This window comes from Mycobacterium sp. URHB0044 (genome assembly GCF_000620625.1).
Lineage (GTDB): Bacteria > Actinomycetota > Actinomycetes > Mycobacteriales > Mycobacteriaceae > Mycobacterium.
Map to the genome: position 1 here is coordinate 135,835 of NZ_JIAW01000020.1, position 18,235 is coordinate 154,069.

Annotated in this window: 20 protein-coding genes and 1 tRNA gene; 10 read left to right on the forward strand and 11 right to left on the reverse strand. The window is 67.6% G+C overall.

Annotated elements, in window-relative coordinates; translation table 11 throughout:
* Nucleotide 1 precedes the first annotated feature (1 nt).
* Nucleotides 2-718 carry a S1 family peptidase gene (locus N536_RS0129350; RefSeq protein ID WP_231514672.1) on the reverse strand — a complete coding sequence of 239 codons (717 nt, stop codon included), beginning with the start codon at nucleotides 716-718 and terminating at the stop codon, nucleotides 2-4.
* A gap of 132 nt (nucleotides 719-850) precedes the next feature.
* Here N536_RS0129350 and N536_RS0129355 point away from each other — a divergent pair, with 132 nt between their 5' ends.
* Both N536_RS0129355 and N536_RS0129360 read left to right on the forward strand, forming a co-directional pair.
* Complete coding sequence (locus tag N536_RS0129355) at nucleotides 851-1,375, forward strand: phage holin family protein (protein ID WP_029116880.1); 525 nt, start codon at nucleotides 851-853, stop codon at nucleotides 1,373-1,375.
* Nucleotides 1,376-1,402: 27 nt separating this feature from the next.
* The gene (locus N536_RS0129360; RefSeq protein ID WP_029116881.1) at nucleotides 1,403-2,359 is read left to right on the forward strand and encodes an alpha/beta fold hydrolase; all 957 of its coding nucleotides are present in this window, start codon (nucleotides 1,403-1,405) and stop codon (nucleotides 2,357-2,359) included.
* Nucleotide 2,360: 1 nt separating this feature from the next.
* Here the strand turns inward: N536_RS0129360 and marP are convergent, their stop codons facing one another.
* The 4 genes from marP to nth are packed head-to-tail and all read right to left on the reverse strand — an operon-like array spanning nucleotide 2,361 to nucleotide 5,680.
* A complete protein-coding gene (gene marP, locus N536_RS0129365) occupies nucleotides 2,361-3,548 on the reverse strand; it encodes an acid resistance serine protease MarP (protein WP_029116882.1) in 1,188 nt (395 codons plus the stop codon).
* Nucleotides 3,545-4,336, reverse strand: coding sequence for a CoA pyrophosphatase (locus tag N536_RS0129370; protein WP_029116883.1), 792 nt, complete (start codon nucleotides 4,334-4,336; stop codon nucleotides 3,545-3,547). The genes marP and N536_RS0129370 overlap by 4 nt, the downstream gene beginning before the upstream one ends.
* Nucleotides 4,333-4,980 carry a TlpA family protein disulfide reductase gene (locus N536_RS0129375; RefSeq protein WP_029116884.1) on the reverse strand — a complete coding sequence of 216 codons (648 nt, stop codon included), beginning with the start codon at nucleotides 4,978-4,980 and terminating at the stop codon, nucleotides 4,333-4,335. Before N536_RS0129375 ends, N536_RS0129370 begins: the two co-directional genes overlap by 4 nt.
* A gap of 19 nt (nucleotides 4,981-4,999) precedes the next feature.
* On the reverse strand, nucleotides 5,000-5,680 hold the full coding sequence (gene nth / locus N536_RS0129380; RefSeq protein WP_197040266.1) for an endonuclease III: 681 nt from the start codon (nucleotides 5,678-5,680) through the stop codon (nucleotides 5,000-5,002).
* A 206-nt stretch (nucleotides 5,681-5,886) separates the two neighbouring features.
* Here nth and N536_RS0129385 point away from each other — a divergent pair, with 206 nt between their 5' ends.
* Nucleotides 5,887-6,168: a hypothetical protein gene (locus N536_RS0129385; RefSeq protein WP_231514673.1), complete on the forward strand. Its 282-nt coding sequence runs from the start codon at nucleotides 5,887-5,889 to the stop codon at nucleotides 6,166-6,168.
* Nucleotides 6,169-6,266: 98 nt separating this feature from the next.
* Nucleotides 6,267-6,941 carry a cAMP-activated global transcriptional regulator CRP gene (gene crp / locus N536_RS0129390; protein ID WP_029116887.1) on the forward strand — a complete coding sequence of 225 codons (675 nt, stop codon included), beginning with the start codon at nucleotides 6,267-6,269 and terminating at the stop codon, nucleotides 6,939-6,941.
* 48 nt (nucleotides 6,942-6,989) lie between these two features.
* Here the strand turns inward: crp and N536_RS0129395 are convergent, their stop codons facing one another.
* The 3 genes from N536_RS0129395 to N536_RS42405 are packed head-to-tail and all read right to left on the reverse strand — an operon-like array spanning nucleotide 6,990 to nucleotide 8,423.
* Nucleotides 6,990-7,775 carry an MBL fold metallo-hydrolase gene (locus N536_RS0129395; protein WP_197040262.1) on the reverse strand — a complete coding sequence of 262 codons (786 nt, stop codon included), beginning with the start codon at nucleotides 7,773-7,775 and terminating at the stop codon, nucleotides 6,990-6,992.
* Between the two features lie 22 nt (nucleotides 7,776-7,797).
* Complete coding sequence (locus N536_RS0129400) at nucleotides 7,798-8,244, reverse strand: RidA family protein (protein ID WP_369798483.1); 447 nt, start codon at nucleotides 8,242-8,244, stop codon at nucleotides 7,798-7,800.
* Between the two features lie 17 nt (nucleotides 8,245-8,261).
* On the reverse strand, nucleotides 8,262-8,423 hold the full coding sequence (locus N536_RS42405; protein WP_155948789.1) for a DUF4177 domain-containing protein: 162 nt from the start codon (nucleotides 8,421-8,423) through the stop codon (nucleotides 8,262-8,264).
* A gap of 48 nt (nucleotides 8,424-8,471) precedes the next feature.
* On the opposite strand from N536_RS42405, the gene N536_RS0129410 reads away from it, so the two are divergent.
* Together N536_RS0129410 and N536_RS0129415 are read left to right on the forward strand one after the other, a co-directional pair.
* Nucleotides 8,472-9,500 (forward strand): ArsA-related P-loop ATPase, encoded by a 1,029-nt coding sequence (locus N536_RS0129410; protein ID WP_029116890.1) that lies wholly within the window; start codon nucleotides 8,472-8,474, stop codon nucleotides 9,498-9,500.
* Complete coding sequence (locus tag N536_RS0129415) at nucleotides 9,500-10,636, forward strand: ArsA family ATPase (protein WP_029116891.1); 1,137 nt, start codon at nucleotides 9,500-9,502, stop codon at nucleotides 10,634-10,636. The genes N536_RS0129410 and N536_RS0129415 overlap by 1 nt, the downstream gene beginning before the upstream one ends.
* 28 nt (nucleotides 10,637-10,664) lie before the next feature.
* Here N536_RS0129415 and N536_RS41880 read toward each other — a convergent pair whose 3' ends face one another.
* A complete protein-coding gene (locus N536_RS41880; RefSeq protein WP_081809436.1) occupies nucleotides 10,665-11,021 on the reverse strand; it encodes a WhiB family transcriptional regulator in 357 nt (118 codons plus the stop codon).
* Between the two features lie 288 nt (nucleotides 11,022-11,309).
* Here N536_RS41880 and ponA2 point away from each other — a divergent pair, with 288 nt between their 5' ends.
* The 4 genes from ponA2 (at nucleotide 11,310) to N536_RS0129440 (ending at nucleotide 16,323) form a co-directional block, all read left to right on the forward strand.
* Nucleotides 11,310-13,757 carry a transglycosylase/D,D-transpeptidase PonA2 gene (gene ponA2, locus N536_RS0129425; RefSeq protein ID WP_029116893.1) on the forward strand — a complete coding sequence of 816 codons (2,448 nt, stop codon included), beginning with the start codon at nucleotides 11,310-11,312 and terminating at the stop codon, nucleotides 13,755-13,757.
* Between the two features lie 84 nt (nucleotides 13,758-13,841).
* Complete coding sequence (locus tag N536_RS0129430) at nucleotides 13,842-14,813, forward strand: metallophosphoesterase (RefSeq protein ID WP_029116894.1); 972 nt, start codon at nucleotides 13,842-13,844, stop codon at nucleotides 14,811-14,813.
* Nucleotides 14,810-15,916, forward strand: coding sequence for a PLP-dependent cysteine synthase family protein (locus N536_RS0129435; protein WP_029116895.1), 1,107 nt, complete (start codon nucleotides 14,810-14,812; stop codon nucleotides 15,914-15,916). The genes N536_RS0129430 and N536_RS0129435 overlap by 4 nt, the downstream gene beginning before the upstream one ends.
* A gap of 333 nt (nucleotides 15,917-16,249) precedes the next feature.
* Nucleotides 16,250-16,323 (forward strand) — tRNA-Pro (locus N536_RS0129440).
* 78 nt (nucleotides 16,324-16,401) lie between these two features.
* On the opposite strand, the gene N536_RS0129445 is transcribed toward N536_RS0129440, so the two are convergent.
* Both N536_RS0129445 and N536_RS0129450 read right to left on the reverse strand, forming a co-directional pair.
* Nucleotides 16,402-16,830: an SRPBCC family protein gene (locus tag N536_RS0129445; RefSeq protein ID WP_029116896.1), complete on the reverse strand. Its 429-nt coding sequence runs from the start codon at nucleotides 16,828-16,830 to the stop codon at nucleotides 16,402-16,404.
* 169 nt (nucleotides 16,831-16,999) lie between these two features.
* A partial coding sequence (locus N536_RS0129450) for an HNH endonuclease signature motif containing protein (protein ID WP_029116897.1) occupies nucleotides 17,000-18,235 on the reverse strand: 1,236 nt, incomplete at its 5' end.

Consider the following 18,235-nt stretch of genomic DNA (forward strand, 5'->3'; position numbering starts at 1 on the left):
GTTACGCGACGGGCACGAAACCCGAGCCCGCCCGATTCTTGGCGGCGATGTCGGCCAGCACGGAGTTGATCGACATCGTCACCGCCGGCGTGTGCAGCGGGACGAACTTCACCACGCAGGTCGGCAGGTCCTCGCTGAAGGCACCGTGGATCATGCCGACCAGCTGGTTGTTGACCGTGACCGGCGCGCCGGAGTCACCCGGCTGCCCGCACACCTGGTTGACGATGGTGCCCGGCTGCTCACCCGGCCCCCAGGTGACGCCGCAGGAGTAGCCGGTGGTGCGGCCAAGCTTGCACGCGACCTGGCCGAAGACCGGGTCGGGACCGATGCCATCGATGCGGAAGCCGTTCACCTCGGGGACCGGCCGCACCAGGGCGGGGTCGAACTGGATCACCGCGTAGTCGAGGCCTTCGTTGCCTGCCACCATGGTGCCCAGTACACCGCGATCCTCGGCGCCTTCCGCGGCGACCTGAGCGCCGGGACCGCCGCAGTGCGCAGACGTGAAACCGATCAGGCTGCCCGTGCTGTCGTGGCCAATCGCGGTGAGCGTGCAGAACGTATCGCCGTCGATCACGATTCCGGAGCCGCCACCCAGGCCGACGGGTTCCTGCGCGTGCGCAACCGACGCGGCCAGGACGGAGAACACGAAGGCCAGGACCGTCGCGACCAACCCCGCCGGGACAGCCTCTTGCCAGCGATGTCTCAACACCACCCCCATCTACTGCCCCGACCGAATTCCTGCCAAACGCCGTGAGTCTATCGTTGCCCGGGACGCTTGAGTCGACCGCGACATGGCAACATGAACCGCATTGGCGTCCCAATTTGATCTCGATGCGGGGAGGACTCGGCCGTGAGCACAGGCGACCGTAAGAACGGCGTGCCGACCACAGTGACTTCGATTCCGCTGGTCGATCCGCACGCCCCCAAGCCCGATCCGTCGATCGGCGACCTCGTCAAGGATGCGACGACGCAGGTGTCGACCCTGGTGCGCGCCGAAGTCGAACTCGCGAAGGCCGAGATCACCCGCGACGTGAAGAAGGGGCTCACCGGCAGCGTCTACTTCATCCTGGCGCTCGTCGTGCTGTTCTACTCGACGTTCTTCTTCTTCTTCTTCGCCGCCGAACTCCTCGACACCTGGCTGTGGCGGTGGGCCGCATTCCTCATCGTCTTCGGCGTCATGGTGGTGACCACCGCGCTCTTGGCCCTACTCGGGTACCTGAAGGTGCGCCGGATCCGAGGACCGCAGCAGACCATCGAGTCGGTCAAGGAGACACGCGCCGCCCTGACCCCCGGCGGTGACAAGCACGACGGCAAGGCCATCACGGCCGGCGGTGACGGGCGGCCCTCGTCGACCGCAGATCCATCAGGCTGGTAAGTGCCTCGGAGCCGCCCCGGCGGCGAGATCAAAAAGCCGCCCGATCCGTCCGTCACCCGCATCGACGGTCCGTGGCGCCATTTGGAGGTGCACGCCAACGGGATTCGCTTCCAGGTCGTCGAGGCATTGCCCACCGAGGACCGTCGCGCGGCGGACGTCGAGCGGCCGCTGGTGATCCTGCTGCACGGGTTCGGATCGTTCTGGTGGTCATGGCGCCACCAGCTGCGGGGCCTGACGGGAGCACGCGTGGTGGCCGTCGACCTGCGCGGCTACGGCGGCAGCGACAAACCTCCGCGCGGGTACGACGGCTGGACGCTGGCCGGTGACACCGCGGGCCTGGTGCGCGCGCTGGGGCACAAGACGGCCACGCTCGTCGGCCATGCCGACGGCGGCCTCGTCTGCTGGGCGACGTCGGTCCTGCACCCGCGGGTGGTGCGCGCGATCGCCGTGGTGAGTTCACCGCATCCGGTGGCGTTGCGTGCGTCCGCGCTGACCCGGCGGGACCAGGGACTGACCCTGCTGCCCTCCATGCTGCGCTACCAGGTGCCGTTCTGGCCGGAGCGCGTGCTGACGCGCCACGACGCCGCCGCTCTCGAAGCTCTGGTTCGTAGCCGTGCGAGCACCAAATGGGTTGCGTCGGAAGACTTTTCGGAGAGCATGGTGCACCTGCGCCGGGCCATCCAAATTCCGTCCGCTGCGCATTCCGCGCTGGAGTATCAACGCTGGGCGGTGCGGAGCCAACTACGCAGCGAGGGCCGGCGGTTCATGAAGTCCATGAAACGTCCACTGGCGGTGCCGCTGCTGCACGTCCGCGGCGACGCCGACCCGTACGTGCTGGCGGATCCGGTGTATCGGACCCAGCGGTACGCGCCGCACGGCCGCTACGTATCCGTCGCCGGGGCAGGGCATTTCGCGCACGAGGAGGCACCGGCGGAAGTCAACCAGCAGCTGTCCCGGTTCCTCACCCAGGTGCACGGCGCCTAGCTCAGGAGATGCAGGTGCCGGTGGCCACGCGTTGCGTGTTGCCCACCCTGGCCATCTGCCTGGCCACCTCGTTGGCGGTCAGCACGAAGCCGGTGTCCGCGTCGTCGACTGCCGCCCCGAACACCACACCGAGCACCCTGCCCTCGCGGTCTATCAACGGACCGCCCGAATTACCTTGGCGCACAGTGCCTCTGATGGTGTACACCTCGCGGGTCACCGTGGTGGTGTGGTAGATGTCCGGCCCGTTGAGCTGGATGATCTCGCGGATCCGCGCGGGGGTTGCCGTGAAGTCGCCGCCGCCGGGATACCCCATCACCACCGCGTCGGTTCCCGTTGGCGCCTCCTGCATGTCGAACTGCAGCGGCGGCGACGGCAGGCCGGGCACGTCCAGGATCGAGATGTCGGCGCTCGGATCGTAGGACACCACGCCGGCGTCATAGGTCTGCCCGTCGACTTCGACGGTGACGCTCTCCGAGCCGGCGACGACGTGGGCGTTGGACATCACCCGATTCGGCGCGACGACGAAGCCGCTGCCCTCGAGCACCTTCTGGCAACTCGACGCGACGCCGCGGATCTTCAACACGCTCGGCCGCGTCGCGGCGACGACGGGGTCGGCGGCCAACGCGGCATCGGGGACGTCGACGCTGACGATCGGAGTGCGGCCGAACGGTTGCAGCACGTTGGGCAGACCGGAGGTGTCCAGCAGCGCCGACAGCCGCGTCGGAACCCGCTTCAGCCATTCCGGGGCGAGGGTGTCCACCTGGGCCAGCACACGCGAACCACGCACGGCAGCAGCAAGATTGGGCTGATCCGACGACGTGAGCGGGGTGGCCAGCAGCCACGCCGCCACCAGGACCGCAACCAGTTGCAGGGCGACGCCGATCACCGAGTCGAACGTCCGCAGCGTCCCGTTGCGAATCGCGCCACGCACCGCGCGGCCAAGGACGACGCCCGCGATCTCACCGACCACGACGAGGCCGAGGATCAAGAACAGCGCCACGAACAGCTTCGAGCGCGGCCCGTCGATCTGACTCACCACGTGCGGAGCGAGCAGGACCCCGGCCACCGCACCGAGGACGACCCCGACGAAGGACAGCAGCGAACCCAGAGCCCCGGAACGCCAGCCGGAGACGGCAGCGACGAGGGCGATGGCGAGGACGGCCAAATCAAGCCATTGCGACGATGTCATTGTTGGGGTTCACCGTAACCGCTGGCGTCGCCGACGAGGGCCATTGCCGCGTCGAGTTCACGCACGTCGTCGGTGTTCCACGGCTTGGCCCAGCCGGCGACGTCGAGCATCGCCGAGATCACCTGCCCGGTGAAACCCCACACGAGCATCTGGTTCAGCAGGAACGCGGGGCCGGCGAAGCGGCGCGTGTTCTGCTGCCGGTAGACCATCAAGCGATTCTCCGGGTTGATGAACGCGCGCACCGGGACGCGCGCGACGATCGCCGTCTCGGCCGGGTCGACGACGGCCACCGGCCCGGGATCTGGCGAGTAGGCCAACACCGGGACGACGTGGAAGCCGGACGGCGGGATGAACATCCGATCCAGGGTGAGGAGAGGCTGCAACCTGCTGGGGTCGAGGCCCGTTTCCTCGTTGGCCTCGCGCAACGCCGTGAACACCGGCCCTCCGTCACCGGGGTCCGACGCCCCGCCGGGGAACGCCGCCTGACCGGCGTGGTGGCGCAGCGTCGACGCCCGCACGGTCAGCAACAGGTCCGCCTCGTCGGGCAGTCCACCCGACGGGGAGTCCCGCGGGCCAGAGAACAGCACCAGCACCGCGGCATCGCGCTTGGCGCCGGTCAGCGTCGCGGTGGCATTCGCCGCGGTGATGGCGGCCAGCACGTCGGCGGGCACCCGTCGACGGTAGGCGCTTGGCACGTCGCGAGCCTTGTCGACCAGGGGCTTTAGCCAGGTCGGGGCGGCCGCGGGATCAAGGGAGGCGCGCTGCTCCCCGTCGGCCTCGGTGCTCAACCCCGCACTCCTATCCCTGGGTTCACCGCCGCCGCGATCTCGTCGGCATTGGCGAACGACCGGGGCAGGACTTCGGCCACGCTACCGTCCGAGCGCAGTACGACGGTTGCGGGCATCACGTTGGGAACCTTCAGCGCGGCCGCGATCAGACGGCGTCCGTCCTGCAGCGTCGGCAGGTGAACGCCAAGCTCGGCCAGCAGAAGCAGTGCCGCGGTCTCGTTCTCGTCCTGATGCACCGTCAGCACCGTGACCGCGGGGCCCATCCGCCTTTGGTATTCGGCCATGGCGGGCAACTCGTCACGGCAGGGCCCACACCAATAGGCCCACAGGTTCAACACGACCGCGCGGCCCTGCACGACCCGCGCGACGTCGACCGTCGAGGCGTCACTCGCGCATTCCAGGGCGATGCCACGGAGTACCTCTGGTCCTGGGCCTTCCCCTTGAGACGGGCACGGCTGCAGATCCGCGCGGGCCCGCGGGCCGGCCAGCGCCTCGGCGGTGTCGGCATCACGATGGTCGCGGGCGACGTCGGGACCGGTGGACGTGGCAGGCGCACCGTCGTCGTCCAGTTCCCGCCACAACGCCACCACGAGCGCGACGATGACGATCAGTACCGCAGCCGTCCAGCGTGCGCCGCTGCTCATGGGGACTTCACGGCGCAGGTCAGAGGCCGGCCAACGCCAGCAGATGCTCCGTCTCCGGACCCTTGACCAATGCAGCGGCCGTCAGCGGGTCCGTCGGGCCAAGCCCGAAGGACGGGCAGTCCTTGGCCAGCACGCACACCCCACACGCGGGCTTCTTGGCGTGACACACCCGCCTGCCGTGGAAGATCACCCGATGGCTGAGCAGGGTCCATTCCTTGCGCTCGATGAGTTCGGCCACCGCGAACTCGACCTTTACCGGGTCCTCCAACGCCGTCCAGCGCCAGCGGCGGACCAGCCTGCCGAAATGGGTGTCGACGGTGATGCCGGGGATGTCGAAGGCGTTGCCGAGGATCACGTTCGCGGTCTTGCGGCCCACCCCCGGCAGCGTGACCAGCTCGTCGAGGGTGCGGGGAACCTCGCCGTCGAACCGCTCGACGAGCTCCTGCCCGAGCCGCATCAGAGAATTTGCCTTGTTCCGATAGAAGCCGGTGGGCCGGATCAGGGTCTCCAGCTCCTCGCGGTCGGCCTGCGCGTAGTCCGTCGCGGTGCGGTACTTCACGAACAGGGCCGGCGTGGTCAAGTTCACTCGCTTGTCCGTGCTCTGCGCCGACAGAATGGTCGCCACCGTCAACTCGAGCGGATTGGTGAAGTCCAACTCGCAGTACACATGCGGAAATGCCTGCGCCAGAGCACGATTCATGCGCCGCGCACGGCGGACCAGACCGGTGTGGGTTTCGTTGTCCCACTTGTTCGCCGACGCCTTGACTGCCACGTCGACAAGCCTACTGACGCGACCGACATCGATCGGCTTGGACCGGTGGCATTTCGTGATCCCGCTGAGATGTTCGGCGTGTTTACTTCAGCCTTGTGTCGTGGTTGCTCGTTGCATTCATCCCGGGGTTGCTGATGCTGGCAACCTTCGGGCTGGACCGACTCGAAGCAGGCCTCGACTGCGACACCGTCTCACCAGCCGACGTGGACGCCTTGGTGGAGCAGGCCAAGGCCGATTGCGCACTGCCGCCGGCGCGGCCCGACGATCACATCGTCGACGAGGCCTACGACACCTACGACACCTGGCTCGTGCACCGCGCGCCCGCCCTTGCCAACGGGGATTTGCCCACCAGGATCTACGTGCACCACGGCAGTAATCCGGAATTTCAGCCGACTCGACATGCCGATCATGTGTAGCGTTGGCTCGTCGCGAAGCGCCTGCCACTAGACTTGGTTCGCTAGCCAGCAAGCGGTGGCGCGCGTGTCATATTTCCCAACAGCTTAAGAGGGGCAACGTGGACGAGATCCTGGCCAGGGCCGGAATCTTCCAGGGAGTCGAACCGACCGCGGTATCCGCGCTGACCAAGCAACTGCACCCCGTCGACTTCCCGCGCGGACACACGGTGTTCGCCGAAGGTGAGCCCGGTGATCGGCTCTACATCATCATTTCGGGCAAGGTAAAGATCGGCCGCCGGTCACCGGACGGCCGGGAGAACCTGCTGACCATCATGGGCCCGTCCGACATGTTCGGCGAGCTGTCGATCTTCGACCCCGGTCCGCGGACGTCGAGCGCCACCACCATCACCGAGGTGCGCGCCGTCTCCATGGACCGCGACGCGCTCAAGGCGTGGATCAAGGATCGCCCCGAGATCGCCGAGCAGCTGCTGCGCGTGTTGGCCCGCCGGCTGCGTCGCACCAACAACAACCTCGCCGATCTGATCTTCACCGACGTGCCCGGTCGTGTCGCCAAGCAGCTGCTGCAGCTGGCGCAGCGGTTCGGCACTCAGGAGGGTGGCGCGCTGCGGGTCACGCACGACCTGACGCAGGAGGAGATCGCTCAGCTGGTCGGGGCGTCGCGCGAGACGGTCAACAAGGCGCTGGCCGACTTCGCCCACCGCGGCTGGATTCGGCTTGAGGGCAAGAGCGTGCTGATCAGCGACTCCGAGCGGTTGGCCCGCCGCGCCCGCTAGCGAGTTGTGGAGTCTCACCGGCGCCCACCGCCGCTGAGACTCCACAGATCACTCGCGCAGGTAGTTCAACTGCGCCTGGACCGACCATTCGGCGTGATCCCACAGCTTTTCGTCGACGTCGGTGTAGACGCGTTCGACGATCTGGCGCGCCGTGGCGTCGTCGCCAAGCTCCTTGAGTGCATCACGCACCTGGTCGAGCCGCTCCTCGCGGTGGGCCAGATACATCGCGGTGACGGCCTCGAGGTCGCCGAGATCCGGCCCGTGCCCGGGCAACACGACACGCTGACCCAGACCGTGCAGCCGTCGCAGCGACTCCAGGTAGTCGCGCAGGCTGCCGTCCTCGTTGTCGATGACGGTGGTCCCGCGGCCGAGCACGGTGTCCGCGGTCAACACCGCGTCATCGATGAGGAACGCCAGCGAATCCGCGGTATGGCCGGGCGTCGCCATGACCGTGATGCGCAGGCCCGCGGCGTCGATCACCTCGCCGTCGGACAGCGGACCGCCGAGGCCACGCAGGAAGCCGCTCCCGACGGCGCGCACTGTTGCGCCGGTTCGATCGACCAACTTGTCGATCCCGTCGGTGTGGTCGCCGTGCTTGTGGCTGATCAGCACCAGCGGAATCTTGCCCAGACGCGCGATGCGGCCGATGTGCTCGTCGTCGTCGGGCCCGGGGTCGACGATCACCATCTCGTCGCTACCCGGCCCCTGCAGCACCCAGGTGTTGGTGCCGTCCAACGTCATGAGGCCGGGGTTGTCGCACAGCAGGACTGACGCCGTATCCGTCACACGGCGCAGCTGCCCGTAAGCGGGATGTGCCAGCCCGCCGGACGTCACGCGACCTCCGCCCGATGGTCGCTCACGCGACCTCGACGATCAACTCCACCTCTACCGGCGCGTTCAGCGGCAGCTCGGACACGCCGACGGCCGACCGGGCATGCGCGCCCGCTTCGCCGAACACCTCGCCGAGCAGTTCGGAGGCACCGTTGATCACGCCGGGCTGGCCGTTGAAGCCGGGCGCCGAGGCGACGAATCCGACGACCTTGACGACGCGCGTGACGGAATCGATGCCGACCAGCGAATGGACGGCGGCCAACGCGTTGAGCGCGCAGACACGGGCGAGTGCCTTGCCGTCCTCGGGGCTGACTTCGGCGCCGACCTTGCCTGCACCGGCCAGCGCGCCGGCTTGGATCGGCAGCTGGCCCGAGGTGTAGACCAGGTTCCCGGTGCGCACGGCGGGTACGTACGCGGCGAGCGGGGTCACCACGTCGGGCAGCGCGATGCCCAGCTCGGCGAGCCTGGCCAGCCAGGTGTTATCCCCGGTCACTTGGGCCGCTTCAGATACGCGACGTGCTGCTCGCCGGTGGGACCCTGCAGCACCGACACCAGCTCCCAGCCGTCCTCGCCCCACTGGTCGAGGATCTGCTTGGTCGCATGGGTCAACAGGGGAACCGTGGCGTACTCCCACCGGGTTGCTTCGCTCATGCGGCTGAGCTTATCGGTCGGGTAGGGCCACTTGGTTAGGCTGCTGGAGTGGCAAACCAGTCTCCCGAACCCGACGGCCGAAGATCTGTCGGCTGGCCTTCCCGACTATCGAAGGTGCGACTGCACTTCGTGACCGGCAAGGGCGGCACCGGAAAGTCGACGATCGCGGCCTCGCTGGCGTTGGCGCTGGCGGCCGGCGGCCGCAAGGTGCTGCTGGTCGAGGTCGAGGGGCGCCAGGGCATTGCGCAGTTGTTCGACGTGCCCCCGCTGCCCTACCAAGAGGTGAAGATCGCCACCGCCGAGGGCGGTGGACAGGTCAACGCGCTGGCCATCGACACCGAGGCCGCGTTCATGGAATACCTCGACATGTTCTACAACCTCGGGATTGCCGGGCGCGCGATGCGGCGCATCGGCGCCGTCGAATTCGCGACGACCATCGCGCCGGGCCTACGCGATGTGCTGCTCACCGGCAAGATCAAGGAGATCGTGGTGCGGCCCGAGAAGGGCAGGCAGCACGGCTACGACGCCGTAGTGGTCGACTCGCCGCCGACCGGCCGGATCGCCCGCTTCCTCGACGTCACCAAGGCCGTCTCCGACCTGGCCAAGGGCGGGCCGGTGCACTCGCAGGCCGACGGGGTGGTCAAGCTGCTGCACTCCGATCTGACGGCCATCCACCTGGTGACGCTGCTCGAGGCGCTGCCCATCCAGGAGACGGTCGAAGCCATCGACGAGCTCAAGGAACTCGGGTTGCCGATCGGCAGCGTGATCGTCAACCGCAACATCCCGGCGTATCTCCCCGCCGAGGACCTCGCCAAGGCTGCCGAGGGCGGCGTCGACGCCGACGCGGTGCGCGCGGGCCTGGCCAAGGCCGGCATCGAGCTGTCCGACGCCGACTTCGCCGGCCTGCTCACCGAGGCCATCCAGCACGCGACGCGCATCACCGCACGCGCCGAGAGCGCCGAGCAGCTCGATGCCATCGACGTGCCTCGCCTCGAGCTGCCATCGCTGCCCGACGGCGTGGACCTCGGCAGCCTCTACGAACTGGCCGAGGAACTCGCCCAGCAGGGAGTCCGATAGTGAGCACCACGCCACGCGCGCTCGACATGCACGCCGTCCTGTCCGACACCTCCAACCGCGTCGTAGTGTGTTGCGGCGCAGGCGGAGTCGGGAAGACCACGACCGCTGCGGCCATGGCGTTGCGAGCCGCGGAGTACGGCCGCACCGTCGTGGTGCTGACCATCGACCCGGCCAAGCGGCTCGCCCAGGCGCTGGGCGTGAAGGACCTTGGCAACACGCCGCAGCGGGTGCCGCTGGCCCCCGAGGTGAGCGGCGAACTGCACGCCATGATGCTCGACATGCGCCGGACGTTCGACGAGATGGTGGTGCAGTACTCGGGCACGGACCGGGCCGACGCGATCTTGGAGAACCAGTTCTATCAAACTGTCGCAACGTCACTGGCCGGTACGCAGGAGTACATGGCGATGGAGAAGCTCGGCCAGTTGCTGGCCGAGGACAAGTGGGACCTCGTCGTGGTCGACACCCCTCCGTCGCGCAACGCACTGGACTTCCTGGACGCCCCGAAGCGGCTCGGCAGCTTCATGGACAGCAGGCTGTGGCGCCTGCTGCTGGCGCCCGGTCGCGGTATCGGTCGGCTCGTCACCGGGGCCGTCGGCTTGGCGATGAAGGCGCTGTCCACCGTCCTGGGATCCCAAATGCTTTCCGACGCAGCGGGTTTCGTTCAGTCACTGGATGCGACGTTCGGCGGCTTCCGGGAAAAGGCCGACCGCACCTACGAATTGCTCAAGCGTCGGGGCACGCAGTTCGTGGTGGTGTCGGCCGCCGAACCGGATGCGCTGCGGGAGGCGTCGTTCTTCGTCGACCGGCTATCCCAGGAGCACATGCCCTTGGCCGGGCTCATTCTGAACCGCACCCACCCGATGCTGTGCGATCTGCACGCCGAACGGGCCAACGAGGCGGCCGAGCAGTTGGAGGCATCGGGCGGTGACACCGGGGCCGACGCGCTGACGGCGGGGATTCTGCGGATTCACGCCGACCGTGCGATGACCGCCAAGCGGGAAGTACGGCTACTGTCACGATTCACCGGCGCCAACCCTGCGGTGGCGATCGTCGGCGTGCCGTCGCTGCCATTCGACGTGTCAGATCTGGAGGCGCTGCGCGCCATCGCCGATCAGATCACGGGCGACGCGGCGTGACGCCGTCCAACGGACGGCGCCGAGCAACCTAAACGGCGTTGCGGTGCTTCCGCTGAGCGGCGAAGAACTCCGACCAGGAAACCACCTCGGGATGCTGCTTCAGCAGGGCGCGGCGCTGGCGTTCGGTCATGCCACCCCAGACGCCGAATTCGACGCGATTGTCGAGCGCGTCAGCGCCGCATTCGGAGATGACGGGGCAGTGCCGGCAGATTACGGCGGCTTTGCGCTGGGCAGCGCCACGGACGAACAATTCATCGGGATCGGCTTGTCTGCAACGGGCTTGTGAGACCCATGCGATGCGGGCCTCAGCCTCAGCACCTTGTATTACACCGTTGACAGGAGATGTGGTGATTGTCCTGCGCGCCGCGGGCCGTATACCTGACACCAGCGATCCCTTCGTCCAGCCGTCCTGCAGGACGGTCCAGTCCCCGGTGTAGAACGCTTATGCGATCTACGCCACATTGCGATCTTTTGTGTTACCTAGATCGCACTGTGTGTCCAAGCTAGGTGGTCAGGGGGGTTTTGCGCAACAGTCAAATCACGATTTTCTGGCACAACCGTGCCGTCATGGCTCTTGGCGTATGTTCAGGCAGCTCGCAGGGGTCGCCCAGGTGCCCCCTCGTGGACCAACCGCTCGGCGGCTCGTCGACCACGGCGTCGCTAGTCTGTATCCATGTCCGAGCCGCCCACCCGACCACCGACCGCGGTGACGGTCATCAAGTTGGCGTGGTGCTGCCTGCTGGCCAGCGTTATTGCGGCGGCTTTGATGTTCCCCGTCGTCGGCGGGTTCGGCCTGATGTCCAACCGGGCGTCCGACGTGGTTGCCAACGGGTCGGCCCAGCTCGTCGAGGGCGAGGTGCCCGCGGTGTCCACGATGGTCGACGCCAGGGGCAACCCGATAGCTTGGCTATATAGTCAACGCCGGTTCGAAGTGCCGAGCGACCAGATCGCCAACACGATGAAGTTGGCGATCGTCTCGATCGAAGACAAACGGTTCGCCGAGCACAATGGCGTCGACTGGAAGGGCACCCTGACGGGCCTCGCCGGCTACGCGTCTGGCGACCTGGACACCCGCGGCGGCTCCACCATCGAACAGCAGTACGTGAAGAACTATCAGCTGCTGGTGATCGCGCAGACCGACGCCGAAAAGCGCGCGGCCATCGAGACCACGCCCGCACGCAAGCTGCGTGAGATCCGGATGGCGCTGACCCTCGACAAGACGTTCACCAAGCCGGAGATCCTCACCCGGTACCTCAACCTGGTGTCGTTCGGCAATGGGGCCTTCGGCGTCCAGGACGCGGCGCAGACCTATTTCGGCGTCAACGCCAACGAACTGAACTGGCAACAGGCCGCACTACTGGCGGGCATGGTGCAGTCCACCAGCACGCTGAACCCGTACACGAACCCGGAAGGCGCGCTGGCTCGCCGAAACTTGGTGTTGGACACCATGATCGACAACGTCCCGCAGGAAGCCGAGGCGCTGCGCGCCGCGAAGCAAGAGCCGCTGGGCATCCTGCCGCAGCCGAACGAACTGCCCCGCGGCTGCATCGCCGCAGCCGACCGCGCCTTCTTCTGCGACTACGCCCTTGAGTACCTGGCCAGGGCAGGCATCAGCAAGGAACAGGTCGCCAAGGGCGGTTACCTGATCCGCACCACGCTCGATCCCGACGTCCAGGGCCAGGTGAAGTCGTCCATCGATGGCATCGCCGCCCCGGACATCAATGGCGTGGCCAGCGTGATGAGCGTGATCAAACCCGGCAAGGACTCCCACCGCGTCGTCGCGATGGCGAGCAACCGCACCTACGGGCTGAACCTCGACGCCGGCGAAACCATGCAACCGCAGCCGTTCTCGCTGGTCGGCGACGGTGCGGGCTCGATCTTCAAGATCTTCACCACCGCGGCGGCACTCGACATGGGCATGGGCATCAACGCGCAGCTGGATGCGCCGTCCCGGTTCGAGGCCAGAGGCCTGGGCAGCGGTGGCGCCAAGGGCTGCCCACAGGCCACGTGGTGCGTCCAGAACGCCGGCAACTACCGCGGCCAGATGAGCGTCACCGATGCGTTGGCCACGTCGCCGAACACTGCGTTCGCCAAGCTCATCTCCCAGGTCGGCGTGCAACGCACCGTCGACATGGCGGTCAAGCTGGGGCTGCGCTCGTACGCACTGCCCGGTACCGCCCGCGACTACGACCCCGAAAGCAACGAAAGCCTGGCCGACTTCATCAAGCGGCAGAATCTGGGCTCGTTCACGCTGGGGCCGATCGAGGTCAACGCACTCGAGCTGTCCAACGTCGCGGCAACGCTGGCCTCCGGCGGGACATGGTGCCCGCCCAACCCGATCGACAAGGTCTTCGACCGCAACGGCGAAGAGGTGTCAGTTACAACCGACACGTGTGAGCAGGTGGTCCCCGAGGGGCTGGCCAACACGCTGGCCAACGCGATGAGCAAGGACGACAACGGCTCGGGCACCGCGGCAGGTGCGGCGGGATCGGTGGGATGGAACCTGCCGATGTCGGGCAAGACCGGGACCACCGAAGCGCACCGGTCGTCGGGCTTCCTCGGGTTCACCAGCGAGTTCGCCGCCGCCAACTACATCTACGACGACTCGACCACGCCGTCGGATCTGTGTTCCTTCCCCCTGCGGCAGTGCGGCTCGGGCGACCTCTTCGGCGGCAACGAGCCCGCGCGCACCTGGTTCACCGCGATGAAGCCGATCACGCCCGACACCGTTGCGCTTCCCCCGACCGATCCGCGCTACGTCGACGGCGCACCGGGCTCACGGGTGCCGAGCGTGTCCGGGATGACCCAGGACCTGGCGCGGCAGCGGCTGAAGGAAGCCGGATTCCAGGTCGCCGACCAGACCACGCCCGTCAACAGCACTGCGCCCGCGGGCTCCGTGGTCGGCACCTCACCCACCGGGCAGACGGTCCCCGGGTCGATCATCACGATCCAGACCAGCAACGGCATTCCTCCGCCACCGCCGCCGCCACCCCCGGGGATGCCGCCGATCCCCGGGATGGATCCGAACATGCCCATCGGCTCGACGGTCGTCCAGATTCCCGGCCTTCCACCGATCACCGTGCCGGTGCTCGGCCCACCGCCTCCGCCGCCGCCACCCTGATGAACCGCTGGCCGTCACTGTGGAGTTGATGGCGCCCAGCTGTGGAACTCGGTATGCACAGACGTCTGGCAGTAGGCTGCGTTCATGCCCGCCCCCTCGACGGTCAACAAGAACCTGGCATTGAACGCAGCCGCGGCAGCCGCAGGCTCCCTGGTCGCAGGCGTCGCCTACGCGTCGCTGATCGAACGCAACGCGTACGTCATGCGGGAAGTGACGATGCCCGTGCTCACCCCGGGGTCCTCCCCGCTGCGCGTATTGCACCTCAGCGACTTCCACATGCGCCCCGGACAGCGGCGCAAGCAGGCGTGGCTGCGCGAGCTCGCCAGCTGGGATCCCGACCTGGTGATCAACACCGGTGACAACCTGGCGCACCCGAAGGCCGTGCCGTCCGTCGTGCAGGCGCTCGGCGATCTGCTGTCGGTGCCTGGCTTGTTCGTCTTCGGCAGCAACGACTACTTCGGGCCCAAGCCGAAGAACCCGGCGAACTACCTGTTCAACAAGTCGCGCCGGATCACCGGTGAGCCGCTGCCGTGGCAGGACCTGCGGGCGGCGTTCACCGAGCGCGGCTGGCTGGACATGACTCACACGCGGCGCGAGATCGAGGTCAAGGGCCAGTTGATCGCCGCGGCGGGCGTCGACGATCCCCACCTGAAGCGCGACCGCTACGACACCGTCGCCGGGCCACCCAATCCGGCGGCCAACCTCACCCTCGGGCTGACGCATTCGCCGGAGCCCAGGGTGCTGGACCGCTTCGCCGCCGACGGCTACCAGTTGGTGATGGCGGGCCACACGCACGGCGGGCAGCTGTGCCTGCCGTTCTACGGCGCGGTGGTCACCAACTGCGAGCTGGACCGGTCGCGGGCCAAGGGTCCCTCCCGCTGGGGCGCACGCACCCAGTTGCACGTGTCGGCGGGCATCGGCACGTCGCCGTACGCCCCCGTGCGGTTCTGCTGCCGGCCCGAGGCGACGCTGCTGACACTGGTGGCCTCACCGACCGGCGGCGGCCATGCCGGCGCGAAGGCGGGCGTATCCCATCCGACCGTCTCGGCGCGGTGACCGACCGGGCGTCCACCGCCGCCCGGTCCCGCCCACGCCAGTGGGTGGACAACGCAGTACGGCTGATCGAGGCCGACGCACGACGTAGCGCCGACACTCATCTGCTGCGCTACCCGCTGCCGTCGGCGTGGTGCGACGTCGTCGACGTCCAGCTGTACCTCAAGGACGAGACGACGCACATCACCGGCAGCCTCAAGCACCGGTTGGCGCGCTCGCTGTTCCTCTACGCCCTGTGCAACGGCTGGATCGGTGAAGGCACCACCGTCATCGAGGCCTCCTCGGGGTCGACGGCGGTCTCCGAGGCGTACTTCGCCGCGATGCTTGGCCTCCCGTTCATCGCGGTAATGCCGTCCTCGACCAGTTCGGCGAAGATCGCCCTGATCGAATCACAAGGTGGGCGTTGCCATTTCGTCGCCAAGGCGTCGCAGATGTATACGGAAGCGGAGCGGCTTGCCGAGGAGACCGGCGGGCACTACCTCGACCAGTTCACGTATGCGGAGGCGGCTACCGACTGGCGCGGCAACAACAACATCGCCGAGTCGATCTTCGAGCAGCTGCGCGACGAGCAGCATCCGATTCCGGAGTGGATCGTCGTCGGCGCGGGGACGGGCGGCACCAGCGCGACCGTCGGCCGGTTCATCCGCTACCGGCGCCACGCCACCCGGTTGTGCGTGGTGGATCCGGAGAACTCGGCGTTCTTCCCCGCGTACGCGCAGGGCAGCCGCGACGTCGTCACGAACGAATCGTCGCGCATCGAAGGCATCGGCAGGCCGCGCGTGGAACCGTCGTTCCTGCCCGACGTCGTGGACAGGATGGTGGTGGTCCCCGATGTCGCCTCGGTCGCCGCCGCGCATCACGTCAGCAAGGTGCTGGGGCGCCGCGTAGGGCCGTCGACGGGAACGAACGTGTGGGGCGCCTTCGGCCTACTCGCCGAGATGGTGGCGCAAAAGCGCAGCGGCTCGGTGGTGACGCTGCTGGCCGACAGCGGCGACCGCTACGCCGACACCTACTTCGACGAGGAGTGGCTGAACCAGTCGGGGCTGAACGATTCGGCACCGGCAGCGGTCTTGGTGGAGTTCGAGCGGTCCGGGCGCTGGCCCTGATCGTCTCCGCCCATGCCGGCGTCTGACGTCAAAAACAGCCACAGCGCGGCAAGGGCGAAGAATCCGCCGTAGATTGCGGCTCCCAACCCAGTCATCTCGAAACCCTTCGTCGTTCGATTCGTTGCAGTCATCATGATCAACGCCACCGACAAGTAAATTGATCCCCGAAAGCGGAAGTGATTTGTGTCGCCCGGGGCGCTGCCGGTCCTGCATCCTCACGACGTCTACCCAGTCCTCGCGCGCCCACCCGTGACGGTGGTCACCGCGGCCGGGGCATCGGATATGCGTTTGGCTTCCGACGCGTCCGGTGCGATACGCTGTCGTGGCTTTACGCGGGGTGTGGCGCAGCTTGGTAGCGCGCTTCGTTCGGGACGAAGAGGTCGTGGGTTCGAATCCCGCCACCCCGACTCGCGTTGGCAGGTAAGAGGCCCTGACTGGTTGTCCAGTTCAGGGCCTTCTTGCGTTGCGGGTCCGTTCGGCGGTCCCTAGCCGCGGTGTGCCTTCACGGCGGCGCGGGCGAGCAGACGCAGCAGCACCTGGCTGATCCCCTTGAGCGGCGCCTTCACCAACGGGAACGATGCCGTCGACGAGAGAGTCCACGTGATGTGCGTGCCGGCGCCGGCCGGGGTGAGCCGCACTTCGCCGGTGTAGCCGGGAAACGGCGTCCCCGACAGCGCCTTGTAGCCCAGCACGTTGGGAGCCTCGTAGGCGACGATCTCCTCCACGACGTCCGGCCCCGGGCCGGGCGTCGCAATGCGGCGCACCGCACCGACCCCGTTGGGCTCGGCCGTGCCGGGCTTGTCGATCGTCACCGTGACTCCGGGCCCCCAGCCCATCATCCCGACGTGATCGGTCAATGTGTCCCACACGACCTCGATCGGTGCGGCGACGGTGGTCTGCGACGTGGCTTTCATCGACTCAGCATAGGCATTGCACACGTGACTAATGAACTGGCTGATGCGGGGCTGCACGTCGCACCTGACATCCACGATGCGATTGCTGCGCGTATCGCGGACGAATTACTTGACGCCCCAATTGCTTTGAGCTTCGATCCGGTGTTGATCGGGATCGGTGGCGACGAACCTAGTCGTCACTTGGTGGTGGTTTCGGCTGGTATGGGGTGTACCACCACCAGTCGGCGCGTTCGCCGGTCGGCCCCTTGCAGGGTGGGACGTCGGGTGGGGGTGTCGTGGGCGGACGGGCCAGTGATCCCGAACTCATCGGTCGGCCGCGACTGTCGGTGACGACGAGATCCTGGGCGGGTCCGGTGATGGTGATGACGCCACGGTGATGGGCCCGGTGATGGTAAGGGCAGACCAGGACCAGGTTGTCCAATTCGGTGAGACCGCCGTTCTCCCAGTGGATTATGTGGTGGGCGTGCAAACCGCGGGTGGCCCCGCAGCCGGGGACCACGCAGCAGCGGTCGCGGTGCTCCAGCGCGCGGCGCAGCCGGCGGCTGATCTGGCGGGTCTCGCGCCCGGATCCGATGACCTGGCCGTCGCGTTCGAACCACACCTCGCAGGTCGCGTCGCAGGTCAGGTATTGGCGGTCGGAGTCCGTGAGCAGCGGCCCCAGGTGCAGTGCTGCGATGCGGCTCTCGAGGTCGAGGTGCACGACCACGGTGGTGTGCTGCCCGTGCGGGCGGCGAGCCACGTCGGCGTCCCAACCCGCTTTGACGACGCTCATCACCGCATCGACGGTGTTCGGGAACGGCGGCGCCTGCTCGGACGCCCCGTCTGCGTCTGCGTCTGTGTCTGTGTCTGCGTAGCCGTCGGTATCACGGTCATCGTCGGGGTCGTGGTGGTGTTTCCAGTCGGTGATCAGCGCGTCGCGATGCGAGTCCACCGCAGCATCGAAGATCGCAGCCTCCTCATGCGGCAGGGTGAGCCGATAGGTGGTGGACTGCTCGTCGGAGGTCTTGCTGAACGAGCGTGGCGGTTCCGGCCGCGGCGGCGGCGCCTCGTCCTCGTCCTCGTCAATCTCGGCCTCAGGTTCGGGTTCGGGTGGCGGTTGCAGCTTCAGCGCAGTGCTCAACTGGTTCACCGTCGCTGACGCGGCCAAGTCTGCGAAGTGCTCATCGGATCCCTCGGGTGCCCGCTTGGCGATCACCCCGACCTGATCCAACGAGAATCGGCCCTCCCGCATCCCCGCCGCACACTGAGGGAACTCCTCGAGCCGGCGCGCGACGGCGACGATCTTTTGCGCCGTGTGCGGTGACACCCCGGTCTTCCAGGCCACCAACGCCGCAACCGAACTACACCCCGTAGCACCCCACAACCCGTCGCGGTCGATCTCGGCGACGACCTCCACCAGCCGACC

Coding starts and splice junctions, on each gene's coding strand:
- N536_RS0129350 (WP_231514672.1), bottom strand. CDS start 718: ATGGGGGTGGTGTTGAGACATCGCTGGCAAGAGGCTGTCCCGGCGGGG.
- N536_RS42405 (WP_155948789.1), bottom strand. CDS start 8,423: ATGAGCGAAGCAACCCGGTGGGAGTACGCCACGGTTCCCCTGTTGACC.
- N536_RS0129385 (WP_231514673.1), top strand. CDS start 5,887: ATGCTGGCAACCTTCGGGCTGGACCGACTCGAAGCAGGCCTCGACTGC.
- N536_RS0129430 (WP_029116894.1), top strand. CDS start 13,842: ATGCCCGCCCCCTCGACGGTCAACAAGAACCTGGCATTGAACGCAGCC.
- N536_RS0129375 (WP_029116884.1), bottom strand. CDS start 4,980: ATGAGCAGCGGCGCACGCTGGACGGCTGCGGTACTGATCGTCATCGTC.
- N536_RS0129445 (WP_029116896.1), bottom strand. CDS start 16,830: ATGAAAGCCACGTCGCAGACCACCGTCGCCGCACCGATCGAGGTCGTG.
- ponA2 (WP_029116893.1), top strand. CDS start 11,310: ATGTCCGAGCCGCCCACCCGACCACCGACCGCGGTGACGGTCATCAAG.
- nth (WP_197040266.1), bottom strand. CDS start 5,680: ATGAATCGTGCTCTGGCGCAGGCATTTCCGCATGTGTACTGCGAGTTG.
- marP (WP_029116882.1), bottom strand. CDS start 3,548: ATGACATCGTCGCAATGGCTTGATTTGGCCGTCCTCGCCATCGCCCTC.